This window comes from Pseudomonas sp. 910_21 (assembly GCF_052850735.1).
The window spans coordinates 465,268-484,175 of sequence record NZ_VXCY01000006.1; the positions used below are offsets into that span (position 1 = coordinate 465,268).

Below are 18,908 nucleotides of genomic sequence, written 5' to 3' on the forward strand. Positions count from 1 at the left end.
CCCAGCGGCAAGCACACAAGGGCGAATCGATATCATTTGCAGGGCATTCGGGCTTTTGCTTTAATCGCGATCAATTCCCATTTACAACCCAGCCTGCCACCGGACCACACCCTTGCCCTCGACGCCGCCCGCCAGCCCCGCTTTGGTCCATCACCTGTATGACGCCCATCACCGCTGGCTCTACGAGTTGCTGCGGCGACGCCTGAACCATGCCTGGGACGCCGCCGACCTGGCCCACGAGATCTTCGTCCGTGTGCTCAAGCGCCCGCCCCAACTCGATGGCGAGGTCCAGCAACGTTCCTACCTGGCCACCATTGCCCGAGGTCTGTGCATCGATCACTGGCGCCGCCGGCAACTGGAACAGGCCTGGCTCCAGGCCCTGGCGGCGCGGCCCCAGGCGCTGCAACCATCCCCGGAGCAACGGGCAATCATCGTCGAGACCCTGCACGAAGTGGACGCCATGCTCGGCCGCCTGCCCCAGCGGGTGCGCGAGGCCTTTATCCTGGCGCAACTGCACGACCGCCCCTACAGAGAGATTGCCGTTGAGCTGGGCGTCTCCGAGCGCATGGTGAAGAAGTACCTGGCCCAGGCCCTGGTGCATTGCGCACTGCTGGAGGCCGAACTCGACGGCCTGCTGGTGGAGTAGAACGGCATGAGCGAACACACCGGCAACCGGTTGAGCCACGCCAGCCTGCAACAGGCCGCCCATTGGTACGTGCAACTGCAGGACGAAGCCGTCAGCGACGAGCAGCGTCGTCATTGGCAGGCCTGGTTCGAGCAAACCGCGGAACACCGCCAGGCCTGGGGCTATGTGCAGCGGGTCAGCCAGCGCCTGCTGCCGTTGCAGGACGCCGCAGCCCAGCAAGCCGCTGGCCAGGCCTTGCGTGGTGGCCGGCGCCCGGCGCTGGCGCGACGCCAGGTGCTCGGCGGCCTGTTGTTGATCGGCCTGGGCTGGGGCACCTGGCGTGGCACGCCGCTGCCCCAGGCACTGGGCCGCTGGCGAGCAGACTACGCCACCGGCACCGGGGAAGTTCGCGATGCCCGCCTCAGCGATGGCACTCACCTCTGGCTCAATGCCCTGAGTGCGCTGGATGTGCGCTACAGCGCTCTGGAGCGCCTGTTGCTGCTGCACCAGGGAGAAGTCCTCATCGATACGGCCAAGGACCCGCAGCGGCCCTTCATGGTGGACACCGAGCACGGACGGCTGCAGGCCCTGGGCACTCGCTTCAGCGTGCGCCGGGACGCGCAACGCACCCTGCTCAATGTCTACGCCGGGGCAGTGCAAGTACGCAACGCCGAAGGGGGCCAGGTGCAGGTGGTCAACGCCGGCCAGCAACTGGCTTTCGACGCCCATGCACTGGGCCCGCTGCTGGGCGCCAGCGCGGCCCGCGAGGCCTGGAGCCGCGGTCTGCTGCTGGCCGACAACCTGCCGCTGGAGCACCTGCTCGATGAGTTGGGACGCTATCGCCCGGGGCACCTGGGTTGTGACCCGGCCATTGGCCGCTTGCCGGTGATGGGGGCCTTTCCCCTGCACGACTCGGACCAGGCCCTGGCGCTGCTGGAGGCCGCCCTGCCGGTGCGCGTCAAACGTCTTGCCTCCTGGTGGGTGACCCTTGAACCGCGCGCCTGAACCCTCGGGAAAAAAAATTTCAGATCCCGGTTCCCTTTTGTCTTTCTGGTTCGGTTAACCCGGCAACAGCTCTCACATTGCCGATCCACAAGGGAACCTCATGCCAACACCCAGCCGTCCCCGCCTGCGCCTGCCCCTGCGTCCCCTGACCCTGTGCAGCGCCCTTCTGTGCCTGCCCGCACCCTGGGCCCAGGCCGCCGAAAATCCCGCCAGCCACCAGGCGGACAGCCAGCGCCAGACCTACAACATCGGCCCCGGCCCGCTGGTGACCGTGCTCAATCGCTTCGCCGAACAGAGCGCGGTCTTTGTCGCCGGCCACAATGACCTCGCCGCCGGCAAACAGAGTCCCGGTCTGCGGGGCCGCTACAGCATCGAGCAAGCCCTGCAACAGCTGCTGCAAGGCAGCGGCCTGCAAGCCCAGGCCGTCAGCGGCGGCTATGTGCTGCAAGCTCTCCCGGCCCACAGCGGCCCGCTGCAACTGGGCACCACCCAGGTCTCGGCCCAGGGCCTGGGCGCCGTCACCGAGGACAGCCACAGCTACACCACCGGCGCCAGCGCCTCGGCCACCGGCCTCAACCTGTCACTGCGGGAAACCCCGCAATCGGTAACCGTGATCACCCGCCAGCAGATGGACGACCAGGGCACCAGCAGCATTGCCGATACCCTGCGCCGGGCCCCCGGGGTCAGCGTGCAGAACTACGACAGCGAGCGCTGGGAGTTCTCCAGCCGCGGCATGCCCATCACCAACTTCCAGTACGACGGCGTCAACGCCACCTACGACGGGGTCTACGACTACGGCACCACCAGCACCGACATGGCGACCTTCGACCGGGTGGAGATCATCAAGGGCGCCACCGGCCTGATGACCGGCTCCGGCGACCCTTCGGCCACCGTCAACCTGATCCGCAAACGCCCGACGAAAGAGTTCAAGGCCTCGGTCACCGGCACCGTCGGCTCCTGGGACAATTACCGCAGCGAAGGCGATATCTCAGGGCCCCTGACCGCAAGCGGCAACCTGCGCGGGCGCTTTGTCGGGGTCTATCAGGATCGCAGCTCGTACCTGGACCACTACCAGAACACCAAGGACATCGCCTACGGCATTCTCGAAGCCGACCTGACCCCGGACACCCTGCTGACCTTCGGCCTCGACCAGCAGAACACCCGTTCCCGGGGCGCCACCTGGACCGGCTTCCCGATGTACTTCAGCGACGGCTCGCGCACCCGCTTCTCGCGCTCGTTCAACCCGGCCACCGACTGGAGCCGCCGCGACTTCAACAATCAGACCCTGTTCACCTCCCTGGAACAGCAACTGGCCCATGACTGGACCCTGAAGGTCAGCTACGACCGCCTGCGCCGCCAGCACGACACCCTGTTGGGCTCCGCCAGCGGCGGCAATCCGAACCCGACCACCGGCGACGGCATGTTCATGTACATGGGCAAGTTCAAGGGCGAGCAGATTCAGGACAACCTGGACATCAACCTGCATGGGCCCTTCAGCCTGTTCGGCCGCGAGCACGAGCTGATCGCCGGCTTCATGCTGATGAACGCCAAGCAGGACATCCCGGTCCACGGCTCGGTGTACCCGCCGGTGGGCGGCAGCATTTACCAGTGGCGCGGCGAGTTCGCCAAGCCGGACATCCCGAAGATCGGCGACAACGACATCCTCCAGCGCCAGACCGGCGCCTACCTGGCCACCCGACTCAAGCCTACCGACGACCTGGCGGTGATCCTCGGTACTCGGGTCAGCGACTTCAAGGGCATCGACAACACCCACTACATCGATCCAACCAGGGCCGACGTACGCCTGCGCTATCAGCAGACAGGTGTGGTCACCCCCTATGCCGGGCTGATCTATGACCTGAATGACACCTACTCGGTCTACACCAGCTACACCAACATCTACCAGCCGCAGATGAGCAAGGACGTCAACGGCAAGTTGCTCGACCCGGTGGAAGGCGACAGCTACGAGGCGGGGATCAAGGCCGAGTACCTGGACGGCCGGGTCAATGCCAGCTTCGCGGTGTTTCGCATCGAGCAGGACAACGTCGCGCAACTGGTCAGCGGCTGGGGCACCGAGGGCATCTACAAGCCGATCGAAGGCTCCACCACCAAAGGCTTCGAGGTCGAGGTGGCCGGCGAGCTGCGTGAGGGCTGGAACCTGTCCGCCGGCTACAGCTACAACCACACCCGGGACGCCAACAACGACTATGTCTACGGCTCGGTCCTGCAAACCACCGCGCCACAACAGGTGGCCCGACTGTTCACCACGTATCGCCTGTCCGGAGCCTGGGAACGCCTGACACTGGGGGGCGGGGTCAACTGGCAGAGCGACTTCTTCGGCAAGGTGTTCCAGCCCGATCCCAACGATCCGGTCAATGGCGGACACGATTCACGCATCACCCAGGACAGCTACTACCTGGTGGATGCCATGGCCCGCTACCAGTTCAACTCGCACCTGAGCTCGACCCTGAATGTGAAGAACCTGTTCGACAAGCAGTACTACACGGGCCTGGGCAACTTCGGCACCGGTTTCTACGGTGAACCCCGCAGCCTGCAACTGACCACCCGCTGGGACTTCTGAGGCCGCGCCCGACAGCCGATCTGCGGTGCACCGCCCCTGTGCCGGGTTGACTACGCTTGTTCCAGCGTGATCAACCCGCAGAGGACCGACACCATGCCGCGCATTCAAACCCTCACCCCCTGCCTGTGGTTCAACCACCAGGCGCAGATGATCTGCGCCCCCGACCCAAGCCGCTCGCAACGGATGATGCAGGCCCTGCCGGGGATAAAAAACTGGATATCGACCCACTGCAACGGGCCTTTGACGGCAAGAGCTAATACACTCAGCGCCAGCTCCCGCTGATGGAACCTTCAGGATGAAACCTGCCCTGCCCCCCGACCAGGCGCCGCAGTTCTGGCGCGATCCGGCCTTGCCGTTCATCGAGGCCCGCACCATCGCCGATGGCCGCAAGGTCTGCTACAGCCGCCACGCCCATGAACAGTTTTCCATCGGCAGTATCACCGCCGGCCAGAGCACCTACCTCAGCGAGCAATCCCGCTGGCGGGTCAGCGCCGGCACCGTGGTGCTGATGAACCCCGGGGTGGTGCATGCCTGCAATCCCATCGACGACCTGCCCTGGTCCTACCGCATGCTGTACGTCGATACGCCCTGGCTCACCGCCCTGCAGCACGACCTGGGCTTCAGCCCGGAGCTGGACTTTCGTCCGTTCAGCGCAACCCACAGCCAGGACCCCCAGCTGTTTGCCGAGTTTGAACAGCTGTACCTGACCCTGGTGGACCCCGACGCCGAGCCCCTGCACAAGCACAGCTGTGCAGTGATCTTCTTCAGCGACCTGCAGCAACGCCTGAACCCCGCCGAGCGGCCGCCACGGGTCAGCAATGCAAAGCTGCTGCAAGCGGCGCAGTACATCCGTCAGCACTGCACCCAAGCCCTGGGACTGGAGGATATCTGCCGGGTCGCCGAGCTTTCCCCGTCCTACCTGATCCGCGCCTTCAAGCAGCAATTCGGCATGCCGCCCCACGCCTTTCTGGTCAACCAGCGGGTGCAGTTCGCCCAGGCCCGCCTGCGCAGCGGCGCACCCATCGCCGAAGTGGCGCTGGAGGCCGGTTTTGCCGATCAGGCGCATTTCCAGCGGGCCTTCAAACAGCATCTGGCGGCCACTCCAGGTCAATACCGCGGCCAACGCTAGACCCACAGATAGACCGCACTGGCGGCCAGCAGCGCGGCCATGCTGCGGTTGAACAGACGCATCTGCGCCGGGTTGCTCAGGTAATGCCGCAAGCAACTGCCGGCATAGGCCCAGCAGGCAATCGACAGGTAGCAGATCAGCAAATACAACCCGGCGAACAACCACACCAGGCCCAGGTCCCCGTCGGCGGCGAAGGCGCCCATGCCCGCCACGCAGGCCAGCCAGGCCTTGGGGTTGAGCCACTGCATCAGCGCGCCGTACCAGGCCGACGGCGCCCGGGCTGCAGCGTCGGTATCCAGGCGACCATCGTCCCGGGCCAGCTTCCAGGCCATGTACAACAGAAAGGCCACACCGAATAGGCGAATGCCCTGGGTCAACAGCGGCCACTGGCGCAACAGTTCATGCAACCCCAGGCCGATCAGCACCAGCAACAGGACAAAACCCAGGGTGGCCCCGGCCACGTGGCGCAAACTGGCCCTGAAGCCAAACCGTGCGCCACTGCCCAGGGCCACGATATTCACCGGCCCCGGGGTGATAGACGCGGCCAGGGCAAAGGCCGCCATGGAAAACACTACGTTCATTGCTTGCCTCTCTTGTCTTGGTCGGAACAACCGCGGGACAAGTTAGGCCAAGGCACACCGCCGGTATTGAAGAAAACTGCCCTCGCACGATGATCTCCACCCGTTGCTCGCCGACCCGGGTCAGCGCTGTCAGGTAATTGTCCAGGCCGCTGCCTTGGGGTAGGGATACACGGCGAACATGGGCCACGTCACATACCACCGACAGACCCACCCCCTGCCCTGATCAACTGGATCAATTGGCGATTAGATGAAAGTTGCTGATTGCCGTTGGCGATCAACTGTTGAAACGGGTCACCAAGGCATTAAGTTCATGAGCGGTAGATTCCAGATCACCGCCTACCGAGCAAGAGTGCACAGCGATGTCGGCGTTCTGGTCCGAGACCCGGGCAATATTGGTGATCTGCTCGGATATTTCCTCGGCCACATGGGCTTGCTGCTCCGACGCGGCAGCCATTTGCTGGCTCATCTGGTGAATGCGCTCCACCGCCGAGTTGATGCCATTCAGGGCTTCCTGGGTGCTGATCACCTGGGCCACGCCGGAACGCGCCTCGATGCTGCCCTGGCGTGCCACCTCCACAGCCTGGGTGGCCACTTCCTGCAAGGTGATGATGATGCGCTGGATGCTCTGGGTGGACTCGTGGGTCTTGGAGGCCAGGGCCCGTACCTCGTCGGCCAGGCCTTCCACAGAGTGGCTGACCGCATCCACGGTGTCCGCCAGTTTCTCGATCACCACCCGGGTTTCCGGGCTTCCTGGGAACCCACCTGGGTCAGATTGTTGACCTGATCGGCGGCCGAGGCAGTGTCGTGGATATGCACCGAGACTTCGGAAATCGACGAGGCCATCTGGTTCATGGCCGTTTACCCGCAGAACTTCCCTGAGCCAAGTGAATTAGTGCCAATGGCCAGTATCGATCCAGTCGGCCCAAGTCTAGGTTCGAGCATTAATCAAGGTGTGAAAAAATCATCAAGCCACTCAACTTGAACGGCCCGAATTAAAGACTTTCATGACTTACATCAACATTTACCTCAACAATAGAAAGCTGGCTTTCTAGTTATTGAGAAGTATTATTTCCAGCATACTCAGCGCCGTAGAAAACGCCTTGTTGCGAACATGGGGCACACATTCGTTGAAGCGTTCATGCACCCATTGATCAACTGCAGATCCCCTTTCTCCGCCACCCGCTGCGCCTCGGACTGATCGGGGCTGGAGTCGCCCTTGATGGACCAGCTTGAACTGCGCCCGGCCGCTCGCGACGACTGGCCCTGTCTGGAAAACCTCATGCAGTTCTATCTCTATGAACTCAGTCAGTGGCTGCCACTCAAGCTTGCAGCCCAGGGGCTGTACGCCATCCAGGCCCTGGACGACTATTGGCGCCACCCAGCCACTCATCCCTGGCTGATCCTGGTGGCAGGGGAACTGGCCGGCTTTACCGTCGTCGACCAGCAACGCTGCGACAGCGATGCCCGGTATAACCTCGGCTACCTGTTCATCGCTCGACGACTTCGCCGCCTGGGCATCGGTCGACAGGTGACACAACAGCTGTTCGAGCACTACAAGGGGCCTTGGCAGGTGGTGCACTTCAGCGCCAACCTGCCCGCCCGGGATTTTTGGCAGGCCATGCTCCCGGGGCAAAACCCGACGCCGATCATCGCCCAAGGCTATCCCGCCAGCCTGTACCGTTGGCCAGACTGAACCGGCACCAAGAGCAAGCGGTGTTTTGTGCCGGATGCGCCCGGCTCGCGGCTTTGAGGGCCGTGCCCTGACAGCAATGGCAAAGTCCGGGCCGATCACCTACCTTCTCCGGGGCCACCCGCACAGGCATGGCCACCACGTGCCGCCTGGCGCTCCACTTCCTCTGAAGCAAAGAGCCTTGTCCATGTCGTCGTCCACCACCCGCACCACGCGCCTGCTGTTACGTCCACCGACCCTCGCCGACCTGCCACAGGCCTGCGCCATCCACGGCAACCCGCAGACCCACCGTTTCAACCCCAACGGCCCCGACAGCGCCGAAGCCACCAGCGACCGGCTGCACAGCTGGATTGCCCATTGGCAGCAGTACGGTTTCGGCTACTGGGCGATCGCCCGACTGGATGCCCCGCAACAGATCATCGGCTTCGGCGGCCTCATGCGGGCGCACTTCGGGCATGAAGCCGGGCTGAACCTGTACTTTCGCTTCATCCCCGAAGCCTGGGGCCAGGGTTTCGCCAACGAAATGGCCCAGGCGGCCCTGCAACTGGCCTTCAGCGAACTGCTTGCGCCCCGAGTCACCGGCCTGGTGCGGCCCGACAACCTGCCGTCCAGGCGGGCCCTGGAACGGCTGGGGATGACGGTGGACGGTGAGCTGGAGGATTTTCCCGGACAGCCACCGAGCCTGCTGTACCGGCTCAGCGCCCAGGATCACAGCACCCTGGCGGGTCATGAAGCGCCAGCACCGAGGATTGACAAACCCCGCGCCGGCTTTTAAAACTGTGCGCCTGATTTCAGAGTCTGCCTGAACCATGTCCCAAGCCCTTACCCTCGATTCTCGCGCCATTGGCCTGTTGGCCAAGGCCCGAGCCTGGGTGGCTTGCAACTCTAAATCGAAGAAACAGTCGCTCATGTGACCGGGGCGCTGTGTCCCGTCAGATGAGCTGACAGGACATCAAGCGCTACGGACACCCTCCCCCTGCTTAACGCCCTTCTACTCTTCTGACGACGACCCGACGGTCAACCATCAGGAGAACACGCATGTCATCGTTTCAAGGTATCTGGGTCCCTATCGTCACGCCTTTTCACAACGGCGCCATCGACTTTGCCGCCCTGCGGCGCCTGAGCGCCCATCTGCTGGAAAGCGGTGTGGCCGGGCTGGTGGTCTGCGGCACCACCGGCGAAGCCGCGGCCCTGGACAAGGATGAGCAACTGGCGGTACTCGACGCCGTGCTCGAACAGGCCCCCGCCGGGCGGGTCATCATGGGCCTGGCGGGCAACAACCTGAAATCGCTGCTGAGCCTGCAAACGGAGATCCTCAAGCGCCCGGTGGCAGCCCTGCTGGTGCCTGCGCCCTATTACATCCGGCCCTCCCAGGCGGCCTTGGAAAGCTTCTTCCACAGCGTCGCCGACGCCTCCAGCGTGCCGCTGATTGTCTACGACATTCCCTACCGCACCGGGGTCAGCCTGGACAAGGCCACCTTGCTCAACATCGTCCGCCACCCGCGGATCGCAGCGGTGAAGGATTGCGGCGGCAACCTGGAGAAGACCCTGGCGCTGCTGGCCAGTGGCACGGTGCAAGTGTTGTGCGGTGAGGACCTGCAACTGTTCAGCGCCCTGTGCCTGGGGGCCAGCGGAGCCATCGCGGCGGCAGCGCATATACGTCCGGAGCTGTTCGTGCAATTGCAGCGACAGGTCCAGGACCAGCAACTGGACGCTGCCAGGACCACCTTCCGGCAACTGGTGCCGTTGATTCAAGCGCTGTTCGCCGAGCCCAATCCGGCGCCCGTGAAAGCCTTGCTGGCTCATCAAGGGCTGATCGAGCCTCAACTGCGGGCACCCATGCAGGATTGCAGCGCGGCCACCGCGACACACCTGCAAACCCTGCTGGCCGGCTTGCCTTGACTACGGATCATCGGAATTGCCGTGCCTGCGGCCCGTAGGAGCGGGGGTACGACAATCTCGATGCCCCGTCGGCGCCGATCGCGGCGGCGCGCGGACGCTCTCAGCGGATCGGCGGGATGCGGATCTGGCCGGCGCGGCACTGGTTTTTCACGCCCTTGCCGCAAGGGCCAAAATCCAGGTCCTTGGTCAGGCAGACCCGGACTTCGGAAAGCTCGGGGCCGCTGCAGAGAATGGCGATGCCGTTTTCGGCGATCCCCGGGTTGCTCTGGCGAAACTGCTGGGCAATCTGTGTGGCTTCCAAGTAACGCACCGTGGTCGAAGGCTGCAGCGTTTCAGGTATCTGCACCGTCGCCAGGGCCTTGTCCGCCGCGTCCAGGTAACCCATGCCCCCCAGGCCACTGCAGGTGCCGTGCTTGGTCCATTCGTGGTTCATCAGTTTGGCGGTGGGGAACAGGGTCAGGCCCTTGGCACGCTCCTGCTGGGTCAGCGGGGTCAAGGGCGGGCAGGACTCGGGCCAGCCGCCCTTGGCGTATTGCGGCCACAGCCCGTGGAGGACAAACCCATAGCCCTTGCCCGAGCACTGTTCGTTCTCCGGATGCATCAGGCAGAAGGTCGGTGACCAGGACAGGGTCAGCAGGTAGTAGTCGAACGTGCCCGCCACCGAGTCCCGTTGCTGTTTGGGCTGACGTGCGTCGCTGATGCCCACCATCCCCAGGGTCAGCACCAGGGCCGCCATCAGGGCAAAAAACTTTCTCATCGTTACCTCTCCTTGGGGAATCGGATCGTCCTGGCCCCGCCATCGGGGTGGAACTGCCGGAACGCAGCTTCACCTTCTTGGCATGCCGGGGTTGCAGGAACATGACATTCGCCGCGCCGTGCCCCGGCAACACCGGTCAGGCGCAGCGGCATTGAGCGACTAGAGTGCCGGGCTATCACTGCGGCGGTACAGGCCCACACCCACCGCCAATATCGCCAGCATGCCCGCACAGCTGCGATTGACCCAGCCCATGACCCGCGCGGAAAAGCTCGCCATGGCGCGACGGCCACCAAAGGCGTACAGGCTCATCATCAGGCAGTCCACCAGGGCGCTGACCAGGGCCAGAATCAGGTACTGCTCGGCCACCGGCTGGTCGGGGCGCACGAACTGCGGCACGAAGGCCGAGAAGAACAGCAAGCCCTTGGGATTGGACAAGCCCACCAGCAAGGCCCGGCGGAACGCCGAGCGACCGCTGGCCGAGGCGCCATCAAGCCGGTTCGTCAGGGCCTGGGTCGGCGCCCGCCACAAGCCCCAGGCCAGATACAGCAGATAGACCGCGCCGCAGGTCTTAACCACCACGAACAACGACTCCGAGGCCTGCAGCAAGGCCCCCAGGCCACAACCCACGGCACCGATCAGCAGCAGGTCGGACAGCGCCGCACCGGCGATCCCGCAGCCGGCCACCCGCATCCCGTGGACCGCGCCGTTGTTCAGGGCCAGCAGCATCGAGGGCCCGGGAGTGATCATCACCGCGCTGACGGTGACGATGTAGAGAAACAGTGTTGCCGCATCCATCGTGGTACTCCTGAAAAATCCACCGCGCCGCGTAACGAACCGGGGGCCTGCACCCACGCGCAACCCAAGGTCTGCGGCGCGCAGTGCGAAAGATGACGGAACAACCGGGCACAGATCAAGGGCGGCGATCAGCGCTCGATGCCCGGGGACGCCACCTCGACGTCAGGCACGCTGACAAAGATGCTGTAGTGCCCCCCTTCCATGGCTTCAAAGGCGATCAGTTTCTGGACCAGCGGTTCGCTGATCACCTTGCCGGCATTGAGCAACAGCATGCCGTTGTCAGCATTGAGGTTGCGCCGCAGGACCATCCCCGCCTGCAACTCGCGGGTGCCCAGCACCCGGACCGTCGGATCATCGACAGTCACGTCATTGAGGTAGGCGGCACAGACCTGGACAAAGCCTTCCACCATATTCGGGTCATAGAGGCGGCCGGCGTATTTGCGAATGAACAGCAAGGCTTCGTCGCTGTTCATGCGCCGCTCCAGAATCAACCCGCACTGCAACTCGATAAAGTCCACTGCCAGCTTCAATAGCCGGGAACCCCAGGGAATCGCCTCGCCCCGCAGATGCTGGGGAAAGCCGCTGCCATCCCAGCGTTCCTGATGGTGGAGGATCAGCCGCGCCGCATCCTGCATCGGCTCCAGCGTCATCAGCAGCGACTCGCTCTGCGAGGGATAGGCCCGGTAGCGCTCATGGTCGGTGTGCCGCAACAGGTCCGACGGGGCGCCCAGCATGGCGTCGCTCCAGCTCAGCTTGCCGATGTTGTACAAGGCGGCGGCCATGGTCAGGTCGCGGCTGGAGGCTTCGTCGAGGCCATGGCTTGCGCAACAGGCGCGGATCAGCTCGATGATCTTGCGGTTGGTCTGCTTGTCCGCCGGCAGGCGCAGGTTGGCCAGCAGCGAGAACACCTCGGTGCCGGTCACATAACTGTGCTTGAGCTCCTCATAGGCCAGGTCCAGCATGTCGGCGGTCTGTTGCAACTCGGAGGTACGGGAGGCAACGCGCTTTTCCAAATCGGCATTGCTCGCCTTGAGCTGGCGGTTCTGTGCCAGCACCAGTTGCTGCAGGCGCTTGAGCTCCCGTTCGGCATGCTGGTGATCCAGGGTCTGGCGCAGGATCAGCAGCAACTCTTCGTCGTTCCAGGGTTTGCTCAGGTACTGGTGGATCTGCCCCTCGTTGACGGCCTTGATGATGGTGCTCAGGTCGGCGTAGCCGGTGAGCAGGATCCTGCGGGTGGCCGGGTAGCCCTCGCGCACCCGGGCCAGCAAGGTGGCGCCGTCCATAGTGGGCATGCGCGCATCGCTCATCACCAGGTCAACGGGACGCTGGGCCAGGATCTCCAGGGCCCTGGCACCGCTGTCCGCCACCAGCACTTCATAGGGCTGGCTGCGCAACAGGCGCCGCAAGCTGTTGAGAATCGATTCTTCGTCATCCACCAACAGCAGGCATGGACGCTGACCTGGCTCGGCGGGCTGCGACTCTTCCATGATGGTTCTCCCTGTCCTGCATCTCGTTCCCCGGACAGCACGGCCAGGCAACCGCCCAACTGCGCTGCAGCCCAGACAATCCTAGCTATTTTTTTCATTTGCACCCGGGGATATCCGTCGAAAAAAACCTCTTACGCCGCGTTTTCCAGTGACTATGCTCACAGCGTTGGACGCACGCTCAGAACACTAGGGAAAGTCAATGAACGCTGGCTGCGACGCACAGACAAGTTCGCAAGATCCCTCGGAGTCGCCGTCTGCGCGCGTCAACCGGCGGGTGCTGATTGTGGATGACAGCCTCTCCATTCACGAAGACTTCCACAAGATCCTCATGCCCTCACAGAGCCTGGCCCTGAGCCGGGCCGAAGAACAGTTGTTCGGCAGCGTCAACGTCCGCCCCCCCCTGGAGTTCAATCTGGATTCGGCGTTCCAGGGTCGCGAGGCCCTGGCCATGGTCGAGTCGGCCCTGGCCCGAGACATGCCCTATGCCATGGCCTTCATCGACATGCGCATGCCGCCGGGCTGGGATGGCCTGGAAACCATCGAGCAGTTGTGGAAGGTCGACCCGGACCTGCAGATCGCGCTGTGTACCGCCTATTCGGACTATTCGTGGGAAACCATGGCCGAGCGCCTGGCCTTCGGCGACCAGTTGCTGATCCTGAAAAAGCCCTTCGACAGCCTGGAGATCCGCCAGATGGCCAGTGCCCTGACCTGGAAATGGCAGATGGCCCGGGATGCGCGGCACAAGCTCGACGATCTGCAGCGCACCATCGAGGAGCGGGTGGCGGAACTGCTCAAGGTCTCCCACCTGCTGCACTACGACGCCCTTACCGGTCTGCCCTCCAGCACCTTGCTCGGCGATCGCCTGGGCCAGGCCATGGCCCGGGCCCGGCGTTATGGGCAACAACTGGCGGTGATGTTCCTCGGGCTGGACCGTTTCAAGCGGATCAACAATGCCCTGGGCTACCCGGCAGGCGACGAGCTGCTCAAGAGAATTGCCCACAGCCTGCAGCACGGCATGCGGGAATCGGACTCGGTGTTCCGCTACGGTTCCGACGAATTCGTGGTGCTGCTCCATGATCAGGAGCCACCGCCCCAGGTCCGTAGCGTCGCGGAAAAATTCCTGGCAACGGTGAGCCAGCCCCACGATGTGGCCGGGCACGACCTGCGGGTCACCGCCAGCCTGGGAATCAGCCTCTACCCCGAAGATGGCCAGGATGCCCTGAGCCTGATCAAGAAGGCCGAGATGGCCATGCGCAACAGCAAGGAGCAGGCACCGGGGGGCTACGGTTTCTTTACCGAAGACATGACCCACCGCGCCCGGGAACGACAACACCTGGAATCGGGCATTCGCCAGGCCCTGGAGCGCCAGGAGCTGTGTTTGCATTATCAGCCGAAAATCCACCTGGCCTCGGGCCAAGTGGTGGGCGCCGAAGCGCTGATTCGCTGGTTCAGCCCGCAACGGGGCTGGATCAGCCCCGCCCAGTTCATTCCTGTGGCCGAAGACAGCGGCCTGATCAACCGGATCAGCCAGTGGGTACTGGGCGAGGCTACCCGCCAGTCCCGTACCTGGCAGCAAGCGGGACTGGTGCCGATCCGCCTGTCGGTCAACCTTTCGGCCAGCGACTTCAGGCAACCGCAGTTGCTCCAGCAGTTGCAGGGCGCACTGCTGGACAGCGCCCTGGACCCAACCCTGCTGGAACTGGAAATCACCGAAGGGGTGCTGATGCAGAACGTCGAAGCCACCCTCGCCACCCTGCAAGCCATCAAAGCCCTGGGGGTAAGCCTGGCGGTGGACGATTTCGGCACCGGTTATTCCAGCCTCAGCTACCTGCGCAAGTTCCCGGTGGATGTGCTGAAGATCGACCAGTCCTTCATCCAGGGCCTGAGCAACGAACCCAAGGACGCCGCCCTGGTCAGTGCGATTATCCAGTTGGGACGCAACCTGAACCTGAACGTCATCGCCGAAGGGGTGGAAACCCTGGAGCAACTGACGTTCCTCAAGCAACAGGGCTGCGAGGAAGGCCAGGGCTATTACTTCAGCAAGGCCCTGCCCGCCGAGGATTTTGCCCTCCTTCTGCGGGCCCAGGCGTCCCTGGCCCAGGTGACCGGTCATGACCACTGAACAGCCGCCAACGCCACACCGGCGCCGCCTGCACAGCCTCCTCGGCCTGCTGCTCTGGGCCCTGCTCGGTGTCGCCCCGCCGGCCTTCCCGGCGCCGCTGGACGAACCGCTCAAGCCCCTGCCTACAGTGCCCAACCTCGACCCCAAACGGGTGGAGTTGGGCCGTCGGCTGTTCAACGAACCGCGCCTGTCCCTGGACAACAGCCTCTCCTGCGCCAGCTGTCATCGGCTGGAACAGGGCGGGGCCGACGTGTTGGACAAGTCCCAGGGCATCAAGGGTCAGCTCACCCGGGTCAACACTCCTAGCGTGTTCAACGCTGCGCTGAACTTTCGCCAGTTCTGGGACGGTCGCGTCGACACCCTCCAGGCGCAGATCGACAACGTGGTGCAAAGCCCCATCGAAATGGGCAACAACTGGCCCAATCTGGTGCGCACCCTGAATGACGACGCCGGCTACCGCCAAACCTTCGGCGAGCTGTACCCGGACGCCATCACCGCGGCCAACGTGCAGGACGCCCTGGCCAGTTATGAACGGACGCTGCTCAGTGCAGGCTCGCGCTTCGACCAGTACCTGCAAGGCAACACCGAGATCCTCAGCCAGGAAGAGAAGTACGGCTACCAGCGGTTCAAGGACTACGGCTGCATCGCCTGCCATCAAGGGGTCAATATCGGCGGCAACATGTTCCAGAAGTTCGGGGTGATGAATGACTACTTTGCCGACCGGGGCAACCCCACCGACGCCGACCTGGGACGCTTCCTGATCACCGGCGACGAGCAGGACCGCAACGTGTTCAAGGTCCCCAGCCTGCGCAATGTGGCGGTCACCGCGCCCTACTTCCACGACGGCTCGGCAAAGACCCTGGAGCAGGCAGTGGAGGTGATGTTCAAGTACCAGTTGGGCCGTACCCCCAACCCCCAGGACACCCGCCTGATCGTCAAGTTTCTCCAGACCCTCACCGGGCAATGGCAGGGCAAGCCGCTATGAAGCTGCCCCGCCGCTTGCCCTCCACGGTCCTGACCCTGGTGGCCCTGGGCCTGGTCCTGGCGCTGGCGCTTCTCTACTTCAAGACGATGATCGGCCAGTCCGCGAACTTCGCCCTGTCCCGGGACCTGATCGGCCACATCAAGCAGTTGAACGCCCAATGGGAAACCGAGGTGCTCAAGGCGCGCATTGCCATTACCCACGACTACGATCCACTGGTGCTGCCGGTGCAGCAGATCGACCAGCTGTGGCGACGCTTCGACCAGCTCTCGCAACAGGGTCACAGCGACCCGGCAGCCTGGCAGGCCAGTCACCAGGCGTTCCTCGAGGCCTTCCAGGAAAAGGCCGGCCTGGTGGAACGGTTCAAGTCCCACAACTCGGTGCTGCGCAATTCCCTGGCGTTCCTGCCCACCGCCGAGGACGACATCCAGCGTCGGTTGGCCAGCCTCGATGACCAGGAGCGGCTGGCGCAGCAGAACATTGCCATCGACACCTACGACCTGCTGCTCAGCAGCCTGGAGTTCGCCCAGGTCTCCAGTGACGACAAGGCCGCGGACATCCTGGTGGGGCTGAACAAACTGGCGGTCAACAAGGAGCGCCTGCCCCAAGTCATGCACGAGCCGGTGGAGATCCTCAGCAACCACGTTTCAGTGATCCTGCGCGAGCAGCCGGTGGTCAATGAATTGCTGGAGCGGCTCACCTCGATCCCGGTGGCCGAACGCCTGGACGACATCACCAGCCTGCTCAACCGCGACCAGCTCCAGTCCGACCTGCAGGACCAGAAGTCCCACCAGTATCTGCTGGCATTCTCGGTGCTGCTGGTGCTGCTGATCCTCTATCTGGCCATCCGCCTGATCAGCAGCTTTGCCGTCATCCGCCGGTTCAACACCGCCCTGCAAAGCGCCAATGAACACCTGGAGCAGCGGGTCGAGGAACGCACCCGGGAACTCAAGGAGGCCCAGAGCGAGTTACTGGACGCCGCGCGCCAGGCCGGCATGGCGGAAATCGCCACCAATGTCCTGCACAACGTCGGCAATGTGCTCAACAGCGTGAACATCTCCAGCGAGATCCTCAGCCGCACACTGCGCTCCAGCAAGGCCCAGGGCCTGGGCAAGGCGATGCAGTTGATCAATCAGCATCAGCAGGATCTGGGGCATTTTTTCAGTGAAGATGAAAAGGGCAAGCTGCTCCCCGGCTACCTCAATCAACTGGTGGACGCCATTGCCAGCGAGCAACAGGGCATGAGCGAGGAACTGGCCCAGCTTGGTCGCAGCGTCGACCACATCAAGGAAATCGTCGCCACCCAGCAGTCCTACGCCGGGGCCTCGCGGCTGATCGAGCCCTTGCGGGTCAGCGAACTGATCGAGGACGCCCTGCGCATGAACTCCGGCGCCCTGGCCCGGCATCAGGTCACGGTGGTCAAGGACTACACCGACGTGCCACCGGTCATGGGCGACAAGCACCGCATGCTGCTGATCCTGATCAACCTGATCAGCAACGCCAAGTACGCCATGTCCGATCTCGACGAGCACTCCCGGACCCTGACCTTGAGCGCCCATGTGATTGATGACCGGACCTTGCGCATTCAGGTCCAGGACCGTGGCGAGGGCATTGCCGCCGAGAACCTGACGCGGATCTTTGCCCACGGTTTCACCACCCGCAAGGAAGGGCACGGCTTCGGCCTGCACAGTTGCGCCCTGGCCGCCATGGAAATGGACGGGCAGCTCAGCGTGCACAGTGACGGACCGGGACTGGGTGCGACCTTTACTCTGGACATACCGCTGATCAGCGCCGAGGGCCAATGATGGACGAGCTGAGCAACCGCCGGATTCTGCTGATCGACGACACCCCGTCGATCCACGATGACTTTCGCAAGATCCTCACCCCGCCACCGGCGGACGACAGCAGCCTGGACGATCTGGAAGCGCAGCTGTTCGGCGCCCAGGCCAAGCCCCGGCAACAGCCCTTTGAACTGGACTCGGCCTACGGCGGCCAGGAAGGCTTGAGCAAAGTCTGCCAGGCCCTGGAACAGCAGCGCCCCTATGCCCTGGCCTTTGTCGACATGCGCATGCCCCAGGGCTGGGACGGGGCCCAGACCATCGAGCGGCTCTGGCAAGAGGACCCGCGCCTGCAAGTGGTGGTGTGCACCGCCTACTCCGACTATTCCTGGGAGGATCTGCTGGAGCGCCTGCAAGGCCACAACCGCCTGCTGATCCTGAAGAAACCCTTCGACAATATCGAAGTCCAGCAGATGGCCAGCACCCTCACCAGCAAATGGGAGATGACCGCCCGCGCGCTGTTGCAGATGCACCATCTGGAGGAACTGGTGGAACAGCGCACCGAAGACCTGAGGCTGGCCGGCACGGCCCTGCAGCAGGAAATCGACGAGCGCAAGCAACTGGAGAACCAGCTGGTGCAATCGGAGAAGCTGGCCTCCCTCGGGCAACTGGCGGCCGGGGTCGCCCACGAGATCAACAACCCCATCGGCTTCGTGGCCTCCAACCTCGGCAGCCTGGCGGGTTACCTGGAGCAGATCGGCCAGATGCTCACCGCCTATCGCCAGAGTGAAGAGGCCATCGCCGCGCCGGAGTTGCGCAAGCGCCTGCAAAGTCTGCGGGAAAGCATCGACCTGGACTTTCTCCAGGAGGACATCCCGTTGCTGATCAAAGAATCCAAGGACGGCATCGGTCGAGTCGAGCAGATCGTCAAGGACCTGAAGAACTTCTCCCGGGTCGACAGTGACCAGCAATGGCAGATGGCGGACCTGCAGCAGGGCATCGACTCGACCCTGAACATCGTCGCCAACGAGCTCAAGTACAAGGCCGACCTGATCAAGCACTATCAGCCGTTGCCAGAGATCGAGTGCCTGCCCTCCCAGCTCAATCAGGTGGTGATGAACCTGGTGGTCAATGCCGCCCAGGCCATAGGCCCCGAACGCGGCACCATCACCCTGAGCAACGGCGTGGAAGGCGATCGGGTGTGGCTGGAAGTCACCGACAGTGGCTGCGGCATCGACGAGCAGCACCTGCAGAAGATCTTCGACCCCTTTTTCACCACCAAGCCGGTGGGCCAGGGCACCGGACTGGGCCTGTCGCTGTCCTACGGGATCGTCCAGAAACACGGCGGACAGATCAGTGTCCGCAGCCAGTTGGGCGTGGGCAGCACCTTTCGCGTGGAGCTGCCGATCCGTCAGGCTCCCCATCGACCGGACCCGGCCTGAACCGGGCACGCCCGCGCCCTTCCCTCACCCGC

Annotated in this window: 17 protein-coding genes; 11 read left to right on the plus strand and 6 right to left on the minus strand. The window is 63.8% G+C overall.

The window, feature by feature from the left end; translation table 11 throughout:
- Positions 1 to 112 precede the first annotated feature (112 nt).
- The 4 genes from FW796_RS21180 to FW796_RS21195 all read left to right on the plus strand — a co-directional run bounded on the left by FW796_RS21180 (position 113) and on the right by FW796_RS21195 (position 5,340).
- A complete protein-coding gene (locus tag FW796_RS21180; protein WP_346632759.1) occupies positions 113 to 646 on the plus strand; it encodes a sigma-70 family RNA polymerase sigma factor in 534 nt (177 codons plus the stop codon).
- 6 nt (positions 647 to 652) lie between these two features.
- Positions 653 to 1,630 carry a FecR domain-containing protein gene (locus FW796_RS21185; protein ID WP_404939683.1) on the plus strand — a complete coding sequence of 326 codons (978 nt, stop codon included), beginning with the start codon at positions 653 to 655 and terminating at the stop codon, positions 1,628 to 1,630.
- A 100-nt stretch (positions 1,631 to 1,730) separates the two neighbouring features.
- Complete coding sequence (locus tag FW796_RS21190; protein ID WP_446439953.1) at positions 1,731 to 4,211, plus strand: TonB-dependent siderophore receptor; 2,481 nt, start codon at positions 1,731 to 1,733, stop codon at positions 4,209 to 4,211.
- Between the two features lie 295 nt (positions 4,212 to 4,506).
- Positions 4,507 to 5,340 carry an AraC family transcriptional regulator gene (locus FW796_RS21195; RefSeq protein WP_346632755.1) on the plus strand — a complete coding sequence of 278 codons (834 nt, stop codon included), beginning with the start codon at positions 4,507 to 4,509 and terminating at the stop codon, positions 5,338 to 5,340.
- On the opposite strand, the gene FW796_RS21200 is transcribed toward FW796_RS21195, so the two are convergent.
- The 3 genes from FW796_RS21200 to FW796_RS21210 all read right to left on the minus strand — a co-directional run bounded on the left by FW796_RS21200 (position 5,337) and on the right by FW796_RS21210 (position 6,773).
- A complete protein-coding gene (locus FW796_RS21200; RefSeq protein ID WP_446439954.1) occupies positions 5,337 to 5,921 on the minus strand; it encodes a LysE family translocator in 585 nt (194 codons plus the stop codon). The two genes, FW796_RS21195 and FW796_RS21200, sit on opposite strands and share 4 nt — an antisense overlap.
- A 274-nt stretch (positions 5,922 to 6,195) precedes the next feature.
- Entirely contained in the window at positions 6,196 to 6,651 is a 456-nt protein-coding gene (locus tag FW796_RS21205) for a methyl-accepting chemotaxis protein (protein ID WP_446439955.1), read from the minus strand.
- Positions 6,648 to 6,773, minus strand: coding sequence for a hypothetical protein (locus FW796_RS21210; RefSeq protein ID WP_404939675.1), 126 nt, complete (start codon positions 6,771 to 6,773; stop codon positions 6,648 to 6,650). The genes FW796_RS21205 and FW796_RS21210 overlap by 4 nt, the downstream gene beginning before the upstream one ends.
- 367 nt (positions 6,774 to 7,140) lie before the next feature.
- Here FW796_RS21210 and FW796_RS21215 point away from each other — a divergent pair, with 367 nt between their 5' ends.
- The 3 genes from FW796_RS21215 (at position 7,141) to dapA (ending at position 9,513) form a co-directional block, all read left to right on the plus strand.
- Positions 7,141 to 7,614 carry a GNAT family N-acetyltransferase gene (locus tag FW796_RS21215; protein WP_404939673.1) on the plus strand — a complete coding sequence of 158 codons (474 nt, stop codon included), beginning with the start codon at positions 7,141 to 7,143 and terminating at the stop codon, positions 7,612 to 7,614.
- Between the two features lie 184 nt (positions 7,615 to 7,798).
- Entirely contained in the window at positions 7,799 to 8,386 is a 588-nt protein-coding gene (locus FW796_RS21220; protein WP_346632751.1) for a GNAT family N-acetyltransferase, read from the plus strand.
- A 263-nt stretch (positions 8,387 to 8,649) separates the two neighbouring features.
- Entirely contained in the window at positions 8,650 to 9,513 is an 864-nt protein-coding gene (dapA, locus tag FW796_RS21225) for a 4-hydroxy-tetrahydrodipicolinate synthase (RefSeq protein ID WP_346632750.1), read from the plus strand.
- A gap of 100 nt (positions 9,514 to 9,613) precedes the next feature.
- Here dapA and FW796_RS21230 read toward each other — a convergent pair whose 3' ends face one another.
- From FW796_RS21230 to FW796_RS21240, 3 genes are all read right to left on the minus strand, one after another.
- Positions 9,614 to 10,270, minus strand: coding sequence for a ribonuclease T2 family protein (locus FW796_RS21230; protein ID WP_404939671.1), 657 nt, complete (start codon positions 10,268 to 10,270; stop codon positions 9,614 to 9,616).
- A 159-nt stretch (positions 10,271 to 10,429) separates the two neighbouring features.
- Positions 10,430 to 11,065, minus strand: coding sequence for a LysE family translocator (locus FW796_RS21235; protein ID WP_346632748.1), 636 nt, complete (start codon positions 11,063 to 11,065; stop codon positions 10,430 to 10,432).
- Between the two features lie 128 nt (positions 11,066 to 11,193).
- Entirely contained in the window at positions 11,194 to 12,552 is a 1,359-nt protein-coding gene (locus FW796_RS21240) for an HD domain-containing phosphohydrolase (RefSeq protein WP_346632747.1), read from the minus strand.
- Positions 12,553 to 12,751: 199 nt separating this feature from the next.
- On the opposite strand from FW796_RS21240, the gene FW796_RS21245 reads away from it, so the two are divergent.
- From FW796_RS21245 to FW796_RS21260, 4 genes are read left to right on the plus strand one after another with little or no spacing between them, the layout of a single operon-like run.
- On the plus strand, positions 12,752 to 14,674 hold the full coding sequence (locus FW796_RS21245; RefSeq protein WP_346632746.1) for a putative bifunctional diguanylate cyclase/phosphodiesterase: 1,923 nt from the start codon (positions 12,752 to 12,754) through the stop codon (positions 14,672 to 14,674).
- On the plus strand, positions 14,664 to 15,659 hold the full coding sequence (locus tag FW796_RS21250) for a cytochrome-c peroxidase (protein ID WP_446439956.1): 996 nt from the start codon (positions 14,664 to 14,666) through the stop codon (positions 15,657 to 15,659). Before FW796_RS21245 ends, FW796_RS21250 begins: the two co-directional genes overlap by 11 nt.
- Positions 15,656 to 17,461, plus strand: a complete 1,806-nt coding sequence (locus FW796_RS21255; protein ID WP_446439957.1) for a DAHL domain-containing protein — start codon at positions 15,656 to 15,658, stop codon at positions 17,459 to 17,461. The genes FW796_RS21250 and FW796_RS21255 overlap by 4 nt, the downstream gene beginning before the upstream one ends.
- Entirely contained in the window at positions 17,461 to 18,876 is a 1,416-nt protein-coding gene (locus FW796_RS21260; protein WP_446439976.1) for an ATP-binding protein, read from the plus strand. Before FW796_RS21255 ends, FW796_RS21260 begins: the two co-directional genes overlap by 1 nt.
- The last annotated feature ends 32 nt before the right edge of the window (positions 18,877 to 18,908 follow it).

What these genes read in the sequence shown, in the direction of transcription:
- FW796_RS21250 (WP_446439956.1), top strand. Translation starts at nt 14,664, where the DNA reads ATGACCACTGAACAGCCGCCAACGCCACACCGGCGCCGCCTGCACAGC.
- FW796_RS21235 (WP_346632748.1), bottom strand. Translation starts at nt 11,065, where the DNA reads ATGGATGCGGCAACACTGTTTCTCTACATCGTCACCGTCAGCGCGGTG.
- FW796_RS21195 (WP_346632755.1), top strand. Translation starts at nt 4,507, where the DNA reads ATGAAACCTGCCCTGCCCCCCGACCAGGCGCCGCAGTTCTGGCGCGAT.
- FW796_RS21240 (WP_346632747.1), bottom strand. Translation starts at nt 12,552, where the DNA reads ATGGAAGAGTCGCAGCCCGCCGAGCCAGGTCAGCGTCCATGCCTGCTG.
- FW796_RS21215 (WP_404939673.1), top strand. Translation starts at nt 7,141, where the DNA reads ATGGACCAGCTTGAACTGCGCCCGGCCGCTCGCGACGACTGGCCCTGT.
- FW796_RS21210 (WP_404939675.1), bottom strand. Translation starts at nt 6,773, where the DNA reads ATGAACCAGATGGCCTCGTCGATTTCCGAAGTCTCGGTGCATATCCAC.
- FW796_RS21190 (WP_446439953.1), top strand. Translation starts at nt 1,731, where the DNA reads ATGCCAACACCCAGCCGTCCCCGCCTGCGCCTGCCCCTGCGTCCCCTG.
- dapA (WP_346632750.1), top strand. Translation starts at nt 8,650, where the DNA reads ATGTCATCGTTTCAAGGTATCTGGGTCCCTATCGTCACGCCTTTTCAC.
- FW796_RS21230 (WP_404939671.1), bottom strand. Translation starts at nt 10,270, where the DNA reads ATGAGAAAGTTTTTTGCCCTGATGGCGGCCCTGGTGCTGACCCTGGGG.
- FW796_RS21185 (WP_404939683.1), top strand. Translation starts at nt 653, where the DNA reads ATGAGCGAACACACCGGCAACCGGTTGAGCCACGCCAGCCTGCAACAG.
- FW796_RS21260 (WP_446439976.1), top strand. Translation starts at nt 17,461, where the DNA reads ATGGACGAGCTGAGCAACCGCCGGATTCTGCTGATCGACGACACCCCG.
- FW796_RS21220 (WP_346632751.1), top strand. Translation starts at nt 7,799, where the DNA reads ATGTCGTCGTCCACCACCCGCACCACGCGCCTGCTGTTACGTCCACCG.
- FW796_RS21245 (WP_346632746.1), top strand. Translation starts at nt 12,752, where the DNA reads ATGAACGCTGGCTGCGACGCACAGACAAGTTCGCAAGATCCCTCGGAG.
- FW796_RS21200 (WP_446439954.1), bottom strand. Translation starts at nt 5,921, where the DNA reads ATGAACGTAGTGTTTTCCATGGCGGCCTTTGCCCTGGCCGCGTCTATC.
- FW796_RS21255 (WP_446439957.1), top strand. Translation starts at nt 15,656, where the DNA reads ATGAAGCTGCCCCGCCGCTTGCCCTCCACGGTCCTGACCCTGGTGGCC.